The organism is Pseudomonas sp. S34, from assembly GCF_009866745.1.
GTDB lineage: Bacteria > Pseudomonadota > Gammaproteobacteria > Pseudomonadales > Pseudomonadaceae > Aquipseudomonas > Aquipseudomonas jessenii.
On sequence record NZ_CP019398.1, the window covers coordinates 5982929 to 5996515 of the forward strand.

Consider the following 13587-nt stretch of genomic DNA (forward strand, 5'->3'; position numbering starts at 1 on the left):
TCAGCTCTGGGACGCGGCTTTGGGAAGAATGTCGTTGGCGACCATCTCGCCGAACGGGCTGACGTAACCGGCGCTCTTCGGCAGTTCAGGACGCTCGACATCGAGGTGCGGGAACAGCAACTCGGCCACCCGGTACGACTCTTCCAGGTGTGGATAACCGGAGAAGATGAAGGTATCGATGCCCAGATCCGCGTACTCCTTCACGCGGGCGGCCACGGTCGGACCATCGCCTACCAGCGCCGTGCCGGCACCGCCGCGCACCAGACCGACGCCGGCCCACAGGTTAGGGCTGACCTCCAGGTTGTCGCGATTGCCGCCGTGCAATGCGGCCATGCGTTGCTGACCGACCGAATCGAAACGCGCCAGCGAAGCCTGGGCACGAGCGATGGTCTCGTTGTCGAGATGGGAGATCAGCCGATCCGCGGCTTTCCAGGCTTCATCGTTGGTTTCGCGCACGATCACATGCAGACGAATGCCGAAGCGCACGGTGCGTCCGAGCTTGGCAGCCTTGGCACGGACCTGTTCGATTTTTTCCGCGACGGCGGCCGGTGGCTCGCCCCAGGTCAGGACCATTTCCACCTGTTCGGCGGCCAGGTCTTGCGCGGCTTCCGAGGAACCGCCGAAGTACAGCGGCGGACGCGGCTGCTGGATCGGCGGATAGAGCAACTTCGCGCCCTTCACGCTGATGTGCTGGCCGTCGTAATCGACGGTTTCACCTTCCAGTACCCGGCGCCAGATGCGGGTGAATTCCACCGAGGCCTGATAGCGTTCTTCGTGGCTGAGGAACAGACCATCGCCCGCCAACTCTTCCGGATCACCGCCCGTCACCAGGTTGAACAGCGCACGACCGCCGGACAGTCGATCCAGAGTCGCGGCCTGACGCGCCGCCACCGTCGGGGAAATGATCCCGGGGCGCAGGGCGACAAGGAACTTCAAACGCTGGGTCACAGGAATCAGCGATGCCGCCACCAACCAAGAGTCTTCGCAGGAGCGTCCGGTCGGAATCAGTACCCCGCCAAAACCCAGGCGGTCAGCGGCTTGCGCGACTTGTTGCAGGTAACCGTGATCAACGGCGCGGGCGCCTTCGGCGGTGCCAAGGTAATGGCCGTCGCCGTGGGTAGGCAGGAACCAGAAAATATTGAGGCTCATGGAGTGGTCTCCTTGGGGAATCGATTTATTGGGCTTTGGCAACGGCGGCCGGCGGCGTCCAGATCACGTCTTTGATGCTCAACGGCTTGGGAATCAACTTGAGCTGGTAGAAGCTGTCGGCAATTTTCTGCTGCGCCGCGACCACTTCCGGAGTCAGGAACAACGCGCCATAGCCCTGGCGTTTCACCGAGGTCAGGGTGATGTCGGCTGGCAGGCCGAGCAGCGGTGAAACCTGTTGGGTCACCTCTTGCGGGTTAGCCTTGGACCACTCGCCCACCGCGCGCACTTCTTCCACCAGGGTCTTGATCACCTCGGGATTTTTCTGCGCATAAGGTTTGGTCGCCAGGTAGAACTGATGGTTGTCGACGATGCCCTGGCCATCGCGCAGAGTGCGCGCTTGCAACTGTTGTTCGGCGGCGGCCTGGTAGGGGTCCCAGATCACCCAGGCGTCGACACTGCCACGTTCGAACGCGGCGCGGGCATCGGCCGGCGGCAGGAATACGGTCTGGATGTCGGTGTATTTGAGGCCGGCGTCTTCCAGTGCACGCACCAGCAGGTAGTGCACGTTGGAGCCTTTGTTGAGGACGACTTTCTTGCCCTTGAGGTCCGCCACCGATTTGATCGCCGAGTCCTTCGGCACAAGGATCGCCTCACTGTGCGGCGCTGGCGGTTCGTAGGCGACGTAGAGCAAATCAGCACCGGCCGCCTGGGCGAACACTGGCGGAGTTTCACCGGTGACACCGAAGTCGATGGAGCCGACGTTCAGGCCTTCAAGCAGTTGCGGGCCACCGGGGAATTCCGTCCATTGCACGTCCACGCCTTGGGCGGCGAGGCGTTTTTCCAGGGTGCCTTTGGCTTTGAGCAGCACCAGGGTGCCGTATTTCTGATAGCCGATTCGTAAAGTCTCGGCCTGAGCTTGAGTAATGGCGCCGAAGGTGACAGCCGCAGCAAACAGAGCGACCAGACCACGACGCAAAATGACAGGGCGCATGGCGCTCTCCTTTTTGCAGTTGGGTTTTGGCTGCACCTGCTTGCCCGTTGGCGGGCGAGTAAGGCCAGTACTTCAATTTTTCGGTGAGGCTTAAATGCTCCAGCGAGCACTCAACAAACGATCATTCAACAGGTTCGGATCGAGCGGCTTGGGCCGTCGCGCCATGGCGCTGAAAAACAGCTCAAGCGATTCATTCAGTCGTTGTTCCAGCTCCGGCGCCAACTGCGCCAGGGCGCTGCCTTCGCCGTAGGCGATCTGGCTGTCGACGGCGAAAATGCCTTGCAGCATTTCCTGGGCCTTCAATGCCGACAGCACCGGCTTGAGCGCGTAATCCACCGCCAGCATGTGGGCGATGCTGCCGCCAGTGGCCATCGGCAGAACCACCTTGTGGCTCAAGGCGCGTTCGGGCAGCAAATCCAGCACGACCTTCAGTGCTCCGGAAAACGATGCTTTGTAAACCGGTGTGGCGATCAGCAGGCCATCGGCGTTTTCAATTTGTTGCAACAAGTCGATCACCTTGGGGCTGTCGAAGCGTGCGTGCAGCAAGTCCTCGGCCGGGAAGTCCCGTACCTGATAACTCACCACTTCCACGCCCTGCCCCTGTAACCAACGCTGGGAGCGATCCAGCAGCACCCCGGATCGAGAGCGCTGACTGGGACTGCCACCGAGTGAGACAACCAACATTCAGACGATTCCTTGCACGGTGTTGGCGATTCGCGGTTTGCGATCTCGCTTCGATGGAGTGACCTTAACAGCTGATTTATATATCCATAAATCATATTTATTCATTTGGTTATACCTTAAAGAAATATAAAAAGCTGTTTCTTCCAGGCAAAAAAACAGGCCGTCGAAACGGCCTGAAATCCCCTGCTTTGTGGATGCTGTTAACTGTGAAACATGTGGTGTCTGACCCGACGCCTTCGCGAGCAAGCCCGCTCCCACAAGGGGGTACGCGGACAAATGTGGGAGCGGGCTTGCTCGCGAAGGCGGCATCAGCCACACCGTAAATATTGATGACTCACCGATTAGGTTGCGGCGTCAGGCGCAAGTAAGGCTTAACCGCTCGATAGCCCTTGGGAAAACGCTGTTTGATTTCATCCTCATCTTTAAGCGACGGCACGATCACCACCTCATCACCGTCCTGCCAGTTGGCCGGTGTGGCCACCTTGTAGTTGTCGGTGAGTTGCAGCGAGTCGATCACCCGCAGGATTTCATTGAAATTGCGGCCCGTGCTCGCCGGGTAGGTAATCGTCAGCCGGACCTTTTTCTTCGGGTCGATCACGAACAGACTGCGCACGGTCAGGGTGTCGTTGGCGTTGGGGTGGATCAGGTCGTAGAGGTCCGAGACTTTGCGGTCGGCGTCATCCAGGATAGGAAAGTTGACCACGGTGTCCTGGGTTTCGTTGATGTCCTCGATCCACCTGTGGTGCGACTCCACCGGGTCCACCGACAAAGCGATGGCCTTGACGCCGCGCGCTGCGAACTCATCCTTGAGCTTGGCGGTGAAGCCCAATTCAGTCGTGCACACCGGCGTGAAGTCCGCTGGATGGGAAAACAGCACGCCCCAACTATCGCCCAGCCACTGATGGAAACGGATGGTGCCGGCGCTGGAGTTCTGTTCGAAATCGGGGGCGATATCGCCAAGTCTGAGACCCATGGTGCTGCTCCTTGTGAGTGCTTGATGGGTTCAACTGTGCCTGTGTTTTTTATCTATTAAAAAGAATAAATATCGATTTATTTAGATCATAAAGAAATATTAAATATCTATTCACTGGACGTACCCCGCACAACCGGCCGAACATCGCCCCCAAGGTTCGAGAAGGCCTTGAGTTGCTGCAAATAGGGAAGTTCAAGGCGGGATTACGGGGGTGAACCCGTCTTGAAAATGTAAAAGCCCCGCCCGGTGCAATACCGGGCGGGGCTTTTTTTGTCTCGGTTACGCGAGCGCTATTACAACAGCGGGATCGAGTAGCTGACGATCAGGCGGTTTTCGTCCTGCGAACGCGTGTTCGGCAGGTCGGTGCGCCAGGTCGCGTTTTTCCACGCCAGGCCCAGGTTTTTCAGCGGACCTTCCTGAACGACGTAAGCCACGCTCAGATCGCGCTCCCACTCGGAAGCACCATTGGCCGCCTCGCCACCCTTGGCGTTAACGGTATCGATGTTGTCGCCGTGCAGGTAAACCAGACCCGCCGTCAGGCCAGGTACGCCGACCTTGGCGAAGTCATAGGAGTAGCGTGCTTGCCAGGTACGCTCGCCGGCACGGCCGAACTTCTGGATTTGCGCGTCGGTGATGGTGTAGTTCGACGAACCGTCGCCCTGGTTCAGCCAAGGGAAATCGCTGCTGCCGTTGCTGACCTGATAACCGCCACCGAAGGTGTGACCGGCAACGGTGTACAGGAACAGGCCGCTGTACAGGTTGTTGTCGACCTTGCCTTTACCGTTTGGCGCGTTGTAGTTGCCAGTGGTGAAGTACAGCGGGTCGTGACCGTTGGCACCATCATCAGAGCTGTTGAAATAACGGAAATCCGACTTCAACACGCCAGGGCCGATTGCCCAGTTGTGCACCAGACCCAGGAAGTGTTGCTTGTAGAACTCTTCCAGGTTGCCGTAGTAGTACTGGGCCGTCAGGTCCTTGGTGATCTTGTAGTCGCCACCGGCATAGATGAACTTGTTGCTGTCGCGGAATTTGGTGCCGCGAGTGTTCGCGCCCGAAATCGACATCTGCTCATTGTTGCTGGAGTTACGGCCTTTAACGGCTTCGATCTGGCCACCAACCAGGGTCAGATCCTTGATGTCGCCGGACGTGATCTGGCCACCCTGCCAGGTTTGCGGCAGCAGACGACCATCGTTGGTCACGATCACCGGGTTTTTCGGCTGCAGGGTGCCCAGCTTCAATTCGGTCTGGGAAACCTTGGCTTTGGCCGTCAGGCCCAGGCTGGAGAAATCATCAACTGCCTCGCCGTTGGATTTGCTCGGGAAAACCGTGCCGCCGTAAGAGGTCGCCGTGGCGCCGTTGGTACCGCCGCCCGAATCCAGTTTCACGCCCAACAGGCCGATCGCATCGATGCCGAAGCCGACGGTGCCCTGGGTGTAACCGGAGATGAAACGCAGATCGAAGCCTTGGCCCCACTCTTCGTTTTTGTTGGCACCGGCTCCGTCACGGTAGTCGGTGTTGATGTAGAAGTTACGCAGCCCCAATGTTGCCTTGCTGTCTTCGATAAAACCCGCGGCGCTTGCCTGCTGGGTCAAAACCCCGACGGCCACAGCCATGGCCAAGGTGGACTTGTTCATGTTTCGCTCCTCTCGTTTCTAGTTCTGATGTTCATGGTCCCGAATCGATTGCCCGGGATCCTGAATGCATAAATTCGCGGCAAACCGTCTAGGCCGGTCGTTTGGCGGGCCGCAGGATACATGGCCTTAAAGCCAAAAAGAATTTTTTGATATTTTTTAATATCACTTAGGAATATGACTTCCCACGACAGAGCCGAGGTATCGGCGGCAAGGCCGATTCCTGCACCTGAACTATTGTCGAGGGACGAAATCGCCAAATCCGGGCTCAGGGATGAGTGCCGGACAGGCGCACTTTAAGCGGGATATTTAAAAACTAAAAAGAATAATAAATAATCAGTAAAGATCTTTATGGAATATAAAAAAACAGGCAAAAAAAACCTCGCCAGCAGGCGAGGCTTTTTACAAGGCTTGTTACAGGAAGCTGTAGGTGTAGTTGAAGATCAGACGAGTCTGGTCAACATCAGGGTTGTTGGAGACTTCACTGCCACGGTAGACACCATTACGTAGCGTTACGCCGAAGCCTTTGAGAGCGCCCTGCTGGATGGTGTAGTCGATCCGCATGTCGCGTTCCCACTCGGAGCCATCAGGGCCGCTGCCGTTGGTAGCCTTGATGTTGTCGCCATGCAGGTAGGCGATCGAAGTTTTCAGGCCCGGCACGCCCAGTCCTGCGAAGTCATAGGAGTACTGACCGAAGGTGGTGTTTTCACCGGCACGAACAAAACCGTTGATCATGGAGTCGGTGAACAGGTAGAAGCTGGCGCCGCCGTTGCCTTCCGGACGGCCATTGCCATCAACCACGTTGCCCTGGTTCAGGTAGACAAAACCGCCGTCATCGCTGACGCGCTGATGACCGAGCAGGAAGGCGTTGCCACCCAGAGTGTAGGTGAACATGGCGCTCCAGGTCTTGTTATCGACCTCGCCCGGGGTCTTGGCGAAACCGTTGTTGTTGTTGAAACGGAAACCCGGATCGCCGTTCTTGCCGTCGGAGCTGCTGTCGAAGTAGCGAATATCAGTCTTGAAGGACTGTTTGGCGTCGATCGGAAACACGTGGATCAAACCCAGGAAGTCCTGCTTGTAGTAGTCCTTCAGATTCGAGTGGTAGTACTGCAGGGTCAGGTCCTTGGTGACCTTCCAGTCAGCACCACCGTAGTAGAACTTGTTGCTGTCCTCTGTGCCGCCAGCCACGGCCAGGCCGGTGGAGTTCGAAGAGGCGCGACCCGCCGAATGCTCCAACTGACCTGCGTTGAAGGTCACGTTGTCGATTTCTTTCGAAGTGATGGTGCCACCGTCAAAGGTCTGTGGCAGCAGACGGCTGTCGTTCGCGACCAGGATCGGCAAGTTGGGTGCCAGGGCGCCACCCAAGTGGGCTTCGGTCTTCGAGAAGCGCGCCTTGACGTTAGCGGCTGCACGGCTCCATTCGGACACGGCCGAACCATCGCTGTCGCTTGGGAAGAAGGTGTTGTTGTCCGGGTGGTGACCCTTGCCGCCGTCCAGGTGGATACCCAGCAGTGCCTGGGCGTCGATACCGAAGCCGACAGTGCCTTGGGTGAAACCGGACAGATAATCGAATTTCAGGCCTTCTGCGGACTCTTTCTGATCCGCACCGCCTTCACGGTTATCGTTGTTGTAATACATGGTCCGGGAACTGATGGACGCCTTGCTGTCTTCCAGGAAACCTGCGGCGCCTGCCTGCTGCGCCAAAACCCCTACGGCCACGGCCAAAGCCAAGGTGGACTTGTTCATTGTGTAGCTCCTCTCGATTCTAGTTCTTGTATTCCTGGTCTCGAGTCGTCGCCCGAAATCCTAAGATGCGCGATTAGCGCCAGACCGTGACCCACAAGTCAATCGTAACCATGTGTGTCTACGACCTTTGTCTAACCCCCGATTTTTTGGTCCCTGCCGGGTCATGAATTCGTCATGAACCTGAAAAGAATTACCCGATTCTTTTCTAATACCGTTTAGGAATTTAGCGCTCAATTTCCAGCCCCCCCAGAACAAAGGGTTCGGCTCATAAGCTAATTCCTAAACGGTATTTATTTTTGCTTTTTTAGATCGATTAGTTTCTGACGCAATCCGGAAACAAATCCTTACCGAAAGGCAGCCCCATGACGACCAAGCGCGCACTATCCAGACCAATTGTTACAGTTTGTGTATCTCTCGCATTTTCTTTCACCGCCCAGGCGGCGAACCTCACCGTCGGTTATCAAACCGGAATCGACCCCAGCAAAGTCCCCCAGGCCGATGGCCTTTATGAAAAAACCATCGGCCAGCCCATCGACTGGCGACGCTTCAACAGCGGCCCGGAAGTGGTCACGGCGATTGCCTCCGGCGATGTACAAATCGGCAATCTCGGCTCCAGTCCGCTGGCCGCTGCCGCTTCGCGCAACCTGCCGATTGTCGCGTTCATCGTCTCGGCGCAGATCAATGCCGCCGAAGCGCTGGTGGTGCGCAATGGCAGCGGCATCGAAAAACCACAAGATCTGATCGGAAAGACCATCGCCACGCCTTTCGTTTCAACCTCCCACTACAGCCTGCTTGGTGCGTTGAAGCACTGGGGCCTGGACAGTTCGAAAGTCAAAGTGGTGAACCTGCAGCCGGCGGAAATCGCGGCAGCCTGGAAGCGGGGAGATATTGATGGCGCGTTTGTCTGGTCGCCCGCCCTGGGGGAAATCCGCAAGAGCGGCAAGACCCTGACCGACGCTGCACAGGTAGGCCAATGGGGAGCACCCACCTTCGAGGTCTGGGTGGCACGCAAGGATTACGCCGAGAAGCACCCGGAGGTGGTGGCCAGATTCGCCAAGGTCACCCTCGACGCCTTTGCTGATTACGCGGCGCATAAAGCCAGCTGGACTGCCGACTCGGTACCGGTGCAGAAAATCGCCAAACTGACCGGTGCCAATGCCGCCGATGTGCCTGAGTTACTGGCCGGTTCCGCATTCCCGGATGCCAAGGCGCAACAGAGCACCGCGCTGCTGGACGGCGGCACGGCCAAGGCCATTGGCGAGACGGCGAAATTCTTGAAGGAACAAGGGAAAGTGGAGACGGTGCTGCCGGATTACTCGCCGTATGTCAGCGCGAAGTTTGTCGCCGAGTAACACCACCGACCTCTGTAGGAGCGAGCCTGCTCGCGAAAAACCCAAGGACGCCACTGGGCATCTGGTTTACGCGTTATCGTTCACGATTTTCGCGAGCAATCGAGCGTCGACCGGCTGCTCCTACAAGGACCGTATCCTGATCAAAGGGCTTTTTCGAAAATCTTCGAATTACGCTGATAGTTGTACAGCGACGCCCGCGCCGACGGCAGACGGTCAACGCTGCTCGGCACAAAACCACGCTCGCGGAACCAGTGAGCGGTGCGAGTAGTAAGGACGAATAATGTCTTCAAACCCTGAGCCCGGGCGCGGGTCTCGATGCGCTCCAGCAGCTCATCACCGCGACCGCCATGGCGATACTCCGGATTCACCGCCAGGCACGCCAGTTCACCGGCATCCGAATCGGCAATCTGATACAGCGCCGCACAGGCGATGATCATGCCTTCGCGCTCGACCACACTGAACTGTTCGATCTCGCGCTCCAGCACCTCGCGGGAACGGCGCACCAGGATGCCCTGCTCTTCCAGCGGGCTGATCAAATCCAGCAAACCACCGACGTCTTCAATGGCCGCTTCGCGTACGACTTCGAACTGCTCCTGGGCCACCAGCGTACCGCCACCGTCGCGGGTGAACAGCTCGGTCAGCAGTGCACCGTCTTCGGCATAACTGACGATATGGCTGCGGGCCACGCCGCCACGGCAAGCTTCGGCCGCTGCATCGAGCAATTCTGCCTGATAGTTACTGCCCAACCGTTGCAGATGCGCCGGCACCTGCTGCGGACGCAGTTCACGCACCAGGCGCCCGTGTTCGTCGATCAGGCCCAGGTCGGCGCCGAACAGCAGCAGCTTGTCCGCGCCCAGGTCGATGGCTGCGCGGGTGGCGACGTCTTCGCAGGCCAGGTTGAAAATCTCTCCGGTCGGCGAATAGCCCAGCGGCGACAACAGCACGATGGAGCGCTCGTCCAGCAGACGGTTGATGCCCTTGCGGTCGACCCGGCGCACTTCGCCGGTGTGGTGATAGTCGACGCCTTCAAGCACGCCGATCGGTCGTGCCGTCACCAGGTTGCCGCTGGCCACCCGCAGGCGCGAACCCTGCATCGGCGACGAAGCCATGTCCATCGACAGGCGAGCCTCAATGGCAATGCGCAACTGGCCAACCGCGTCGATCACGCACTCCAGGGTCGCGGCATCGGTGATGCGCATGCCGTGGTGGTAATGCGGGGTCAGGCCACGGGCCGCGAGGCGCGCTTCGATTTGCGGGCGAGAACCGTGAACCAGCACCAGACGCACACCCAGGCTGTGCAACAGCACCAGGTCGTGGACGATATTGCCGAAATTCGGGTGTTCAACGCCGTCGCCGGGCAGCATGACGACAAAGGTGCAATCGCGGTGGGCGTTGATGTAAGGCGAAGCGTGACGAAGCCAATTGACGTATTCGGGCATGAACCTGGGCCTGTAATAAATAGCAGCCGAAAAAAGGGCGAAACTGAAAACGCACAGCGGGCTGATGGTTATCGTCGGAACAGGCTTGGCGACACGCGCGCTCTCCTCATGAATACGGGTTTGGGTACCGGCAATTTATACGGCTTGTCAGGTAAATCACAGACCCCTGTGGGAGCGGGCTTGCTCGCGAAAGCGGAGTGTCAGTCGACGCTGGGCGCCTGAGACACCGCCTTCGCGAGCAAGCCCGCTCCCACAGGGTCAAGCCACCGGTGTCAGGCAATAGTGTTCGATCAGTTGCCTTAATAGATGCACCGTAGGCTGCAAACGTGACATTTCGAGGTATTCCCCCGGCTGGTGGGCGCAGGCGATATCACCCGGGCCAAGCACCAGCGTTTCACAGCCAAGACGCTGAAGATAAGGTGCTTCGGTGCCGAACGCCACTGCTTCGGCGCTGTGGCCGGTGAGCTTTTCGGCAATGCGCACCAGCTCTGCGTCCTCGGCCTGTTCGAACGGCGGCACTTCAGGGAACAACGGCGCGTAATCGATCTTGACCTGATGCCGCTCGGCAACCGGCTTGAGCTTCTGCAGGATCTCGGCGCGCAGGACCTTGGGGTCCATGCCGGGCAGCGGCCGCAAATCGAATTCCAGCGAACACTGGCCGCAGATGCGGTTGGGGTTGTCGCCGCCATGGATGCAGCCGAAATTCATCGTTGGCGTCGGCACGCCAAACTGTGGATTGCGGAATTCTCGCTGCCATAACAAGCGCAGGCCACGCAGTTCACCGATGGCATCGTGCATGGCTTCCAGGGCGCTGTGGCCCAAGCGCGGGTCGGAGGAATGACCGCTCTGACCAAGGATGTCGATGCGCTCCATCATGATGCCCTTGTGCATGCGGATCGGCTTGAGCCCTGTCGGCTCGCCGATCACCGCCGCCCGCCCCAGCGGTCGCCCCGCTTCGGCCAGCGCGCGGGCACCGGACATCGAACTTTCTTCATCGCAAGTGGCGAGAATCAGCAACGGCTGTTTGAACGGCTGATCGAGCAGCGGTATGACCGCCTCGATGGCCAGGGCGAAAAAGCCCTTCATGTCGCAACTGCCCAGGCCGACCCAACGACCGTCGACTTCAGTGAGCTTCAGCGGATCGGTTTGCCACAGCGCACCGTCGAACGGCACGGTGTCGCTGTGCCCGGCCAGCACCAGGCCGCCGGGGCCGGAGCCGAAACTGGCCAGCAGGTTGAACTTGCCGGGGCTGACTTGCTGGATATCGCAGGTAAAACCCAGTTCACCGAGCCACGTCGCCAGCAGATCGATGACCGGGCGGTTGGTTTGATCGAGACTGGGTTGGGTGCAACTGACGGACGGTGCAGCGATCAACGCAGCGAATTGTTCTTTCATCGACGGCAATGGCATCGCTGACTCCCGGCACCTGAATTGAAGTCCATCATAGAACCAACCGATGACAGGAATAAACCGTCTCGGCGCGTACTAACCTTGAGTCCTGTACACTGCACGACCTTGGCAGCCACACATTCCCCCGGCTGCGCTCCCGATCCTGGATTTTCCGGCCATGCAGAAAGAAACCGAAATCAAACTCCGCGTCAGCCGCGAAACCCTCGCCGCACTGCGCGAGCACCCGTTACTGAAAAAACGCAACAAAAGTGGCTGGGAACGCCGTGAGTTGATGAATCAGTACTTCGACACGCCCGAGCGCGACCTGGCCCAGGCCAAAGTCGCCCTGCGCCTGCGCAAGGATGGCGAAGAAGTGATTCAGACCCTCAAGACCCGCGGCCAGAGCGTCGCCGGCCTGTCCGTTCGTAACGAATACGACTGGAACCTGCCCAAGGCCAAGCTCGACTTGAAGAAACTCGACGGCGAATGCTGGCCCGAGGAACTGGCCGAGCTGGACAAGAAGACCCTGAAGCCGATCTTCACCACCGATTTCGTCCGTGAACGCGCGGAAATCGCCTGGGGTCGCGGCAAGACCAAAGTGGTCATCGAAGCAGCGCTGGACTTGGGTCACGTCGTGGTCGGCAAGCAGAAAGAAGAAATCTGCGAGCTGGAACTGGAACTGCGCGAAGGCGAACCGGCAGCGCTGCTGGAACTGGCCGCCGAGCTGGCCGAGAAACTGGCCCTGATGCCATGCGATATCAGCAAGGCCGAGCGCGGTTATCGCCTGTACGACGCCCACAGCTATTCGTTGAGCCTGCCGGCACCGCAGATCACCGCTGAAACGCCGCTGGACGACGCGTTCGCCGCGCTGAGCTGGCATTTGCTGGGCAGCAGCCAGCGTCTGGCCGAGCAGTATCGCTTCAACGGTCACTGGCGCCTGTTGCAGGACTGGGTCGAATGCCTCGCGGAAATGCGCGCGCTGATCAGCAGCCTGGGCCAGGCCGCTCCGCGTCAGTCGACCCACGATCTGCGTATCGCCCTCGATGCCTTGCTGGAGGACTGGCGTCCGCTGGTACAAGCCGGCCTGGACGATGAAGACGTGCGCAAGGCCGCGCCCGAGCAGTTCCTCGAAGAACTCGAAGACCCACGCTGGGGCCTGTTCTCCCTGACCACCTCGCGCTGGCTGCTGGCCCGCACCTGGGCCGCCGACCGCAACACCCGTGGCAATCGTCAGGGCGCTGCGCAACTGGGCAGCTGGTTGCCGCGCCTGCTGGGCGAAGAAGCCACTTCGTTGCAACTGCAACGTTACCAGCAACAACCGGAAGACCTGGCCGAGCAATTGCCGCGCATCGAACGCATCCAGGTCTGGCTGCACCATGCGCGCAACGTGCTGGAGATCCCGGAAATGGATCGCCTGTACGGCGAGTTGAACAAGCTGGCGCAACTGGCCAACGAGTCGATCACCGACGAAGTCCTGGATGCACGTAAGCAGCAGGCGATTGCGGTGTATCAGAACCGCGCCTGGAAAATGTTGCTGCGCCTGTAATACCTTTGTGGCGAGGGGGCTTGCCCCCGTTGGACTGCGCAGCAGGCCCATTTTTGGGGTCGCTGCGCAACCCAACGGGGGCAAGCCCCCTCGCCACAAAGGCCCTCAAGCATCATCAGCGCAACACCGGCAAACTGGTGGTCGACTTGATCTCCGACAACGCCACGATCGAATTGACCTCCTGAATCCCCGGCACCATCGACAGCTTCTCGAAGAAGAAGCGCTCGTACGCTTCGATGTCCGCCGTGACAATCCGCAGCAAGAAATCCACCGCCCCCATCAGCACGTAACACTCCAGCACCTCCGGAAAGCCGCGAATCGCCTCGGTGAATTCGGTGAAGTTCGAACGCCCGTGGGCATTGAGTTTCACCTCCGCGAAGATTTGCGTGTTCAGGCCGATTTTCTTGCGGTCGAGCAAGGTCACCTGGCCGCGAATGATGCCCTCCTCTTTCATCCGCTGAATCCGCCGCCAGCACGGCGATTGCGAGAGCCCCACCTGCTCGGCGATCTGTGCGCTGGAAAGCGAAGCGTCCTCTTGCAGCAAGGCGAGGATCTTGCGGTCGTAGCTGTCCAGTTCGCTATGCATAAAAAAACCCTTAACCGCGTAATAAATGAATTGAATTATTCTTCATTCCTGCAATACAGCCAATCATAGAGAAGAAATACCCGGCACAGGATGTAAACATT

Annotated in this window: 11 protein-coding genes; 2 read left to right on the top strand and 9 right to left on the bottom strand. The window is 58.9% G+C overall.

Annotated elements, in window-relative coordinates; genetic code table 11:
- The 6 genes from ssuD to PspS34_RS26915 all read right to left on the bottom strand — a co-directional run bounded on the left by ssuD (window position 1) and on the right by PspS34_RS26915 (window position 7174).
- Window positions 1-1149 (bottom strand): FMNH2-dependent alkanesulfonate monooxygenase, encoded by a 1149-nt coding sequence (ssuD, locus tag PspS34_RS26890; protein ID WP_057712845.1) that lies wholly within the window; start codon window positions 1147-1149, stop codon window positions 1-3.
- A gap of 25 nt (window positions 1150-1174) precedes the next feature.
- A complete protein-coding gene (locus PspS34_RS26895) occupies window positions 1175-2140 on the bottom strand; it encodes a sulfonate ABC transporter substrate-binding protein (protein ID WP_057712844.1) in 966 nt (321 codons plus the stop codon).
- A gap of 90 nt (window positions 2141-2230) precedes the next feature.
- A complete protein-coding gene (gene ssuE / locus PspS34_RS26900; protein WP_007993145.1) occupies window positions 2231-2824 on the bottom strand; it encodes an NADPH-dependent FMN reductase in 594 nt (197 codons plus the stop codon).
- Between the two features lie 334 nt (window positions 2825-3158).
- Window positions 3159-3797 (bottom strand): peroxiredoxin, encoded by a 639-nt coding sequence (locus tag PspS34_RS26905; RefSeq protein ID WP_057712843.1) that lies wholly within the window; start codon window positions 3795-3797, stop codon window positions 3159-3161.
- 293 nt (window positions 3798-4090) lie between these two features.
- The gene (locus PspS34_RS26910; protein ID WP_154860928.1) at window positions 4091-5431 is read right to left on the bottom strand and encodes an OprD family porin; all 1341 of its coding nucleotides are present in this window, start codon (window positions 5429-5431) and stop codon (window positions 4091-4093) included.
- Window positions 5432-5842: 411 nt separating this feature from the next.
- Window positions 5843-7174, bottom strand: a complete 1332-nt coding sequence (locus PspS34_RS26915; RefSeq protein WP_150813751.1) for an OprD family porin — start codon at window positions 7172-7174, stop codon at window positions 5843-5845.
- A gap of 362 nt (window positions 7175-7536) precedes the next feature.
- On the opposite strand from PspS34_RS26915, the gene tauA reads away from it, so the two are divergent.
- The gene (tauA, locus tag PspS34_RS26920; RefSeq protein WP_154860926.1) at window positions 7537-8526 is read left to right on the top strand and encodes a taurine ABC transporter substrate-binding protein; all 990 of its coding nucleotides are present in this window, start codon (window positions 7537-7539) and stop codon (window positions 8524-8526) included.
- Between the two features lie 140 nt (window positions 8527-8666).
- On the opposite strand, the gene argA is transcribed toward tauA, so the two are convergent.
- Both argA and argE read right to left on the bottom strand, forming a co-directional pair.
- Window positions 8667-9965 carry an amino-acid N-acetyltransferase gene (argA, locus tag PspS34_RS26925; protein WP_057712838.1) on the bottom strand — a complete coding sequence of 433 codons (1299 nt, stop codon included), beginning with the start codon at window positions 9963-9965 and terminating at the stop codon, window positions 8667-8669.
- 258 nt (window positions 9966-10223) lie between these two features.
- Window positions 10224-11375 carry an acetylornithine deacetylase gene (gene argE / locus PspS34_RS26930; RefSeq protein ID WP_150813748.1) on the bottom strand — a complete coding sequence of 384 codons (1152 nt, stop codon included), beginning with the start codon at window positions 11373-11375 and terminating at the stop codon, window positions 10224-10226.
- Between the two features lie 157 nt (window positions 11376-11532).
- On the opposite strand from argE, the gene PspS34_RS26935 reads away from it, so the two are divergent.
- Window positions 11533-12900, top strand: coding sequence for a CYTH domain-containing protein (locus PspS34_RS26935; RefSeq protein WP_090452052.1), 1368 nt, complete (start codon window positions 11533-11535; stop codon window positions 12898-12900).
- Window positions 12901-13015: 115 nt separating this feature from the next.
- Here the strand turns inward: PspS34_RS26935 and PspS34_RS26940 are convergent, their stop codons facing one another.
- The gene (locus tag PspS34_RS26940; protein WP_090452054.1) at window positions 13016-13486 is read right to left on the bottom strand and encodes an Lrp/AsnC family transcriptional regulator; all 471 of its coding nucleotides are present in this window, start codon (window positions 13484-13486) and stop codon (window positions 13016-13018) included.
- Window positions 13487-13587 lie beyond the last annotated feature (101 nt).

Bases quoted from the DNA above. Each gene is read 5' to 3' on its own strand.
- ssuD (WP_057712845.1), bottom strand. From the start codon at position 1,149: ATGAGCCTCAATATTTTCTGGTTCCTGCCTACCCACGGCGACGGCCAT.
- tauA (WP_154860926.1), top strand. From the start codon at position 7,537: ATGACGACCAAGCGCGCACTATCCAGACCAATTGTTACAGTTTGTGTA.
- PspS34_RS26895 (WP_057712844.1), bottom strand. From the start codon at position 2,140: ATGCGCCCTGTCATTTTGCGTCGTGGTCTGGTCGCTCTGTTTGCTGCG.
- PspS34_RS26940 (WP_090452054.1), bottom strand. From the start codon at position 13,486: ATGCATAGCGAACTGGACAGCTACGACCGCAAGATCCTCGCCTTGCTG.
- argE (WP_150813748.1), bottom strand. From the start codon at position 11,375: ATGCCATTGCCGTCGATGAAAGAACAATTCGCTGCGTTGATCGCTGCA.
- PspS34_RS26905 (WP_057712843.1), bottom strand. From the start codon at position 3,797: ATGGGTCTCAGACTTGGCGATATCGCCCCCGATTTCGAACAGAACTCC.
- argA (WP_057712838.1), bottom strand. From the start codon at position 9,965: ATGCCCGAATACGTCAATTGGCTTCGTCACGCTTCGCCTTACATCAAC.
- PspS34_RS26935 (WP_090452052.1), top strand. From the start codon at position 11,533: ATGCAGAAAGAAACCGAAATCAAACTCCGCGTCAGCCGCGAAACCCTC.
- PspS34_RS26915 (WP_150813751.1), bottom strand. From the start codon at position 7,174: ATGAACAAGTCCACCTTGGCTTTGGCCGTGGCCGTAGGGGTTTTGGCG.
- PspS34_RS26910 (WP_154860928.1), bottom strand. From the start codon at position 5,431: ATGAACAAGTCCACCTTGGCCATGGCTGTGGCCGTCGGGGTTTTGACC.
- ssuE (WP_007993145.1), bottom strand. From the start codon at position 2,824: ATGTTGGTTGTCTCACTCGGTGGCAGTCCCAGTCAGCGCTCTCGATCC.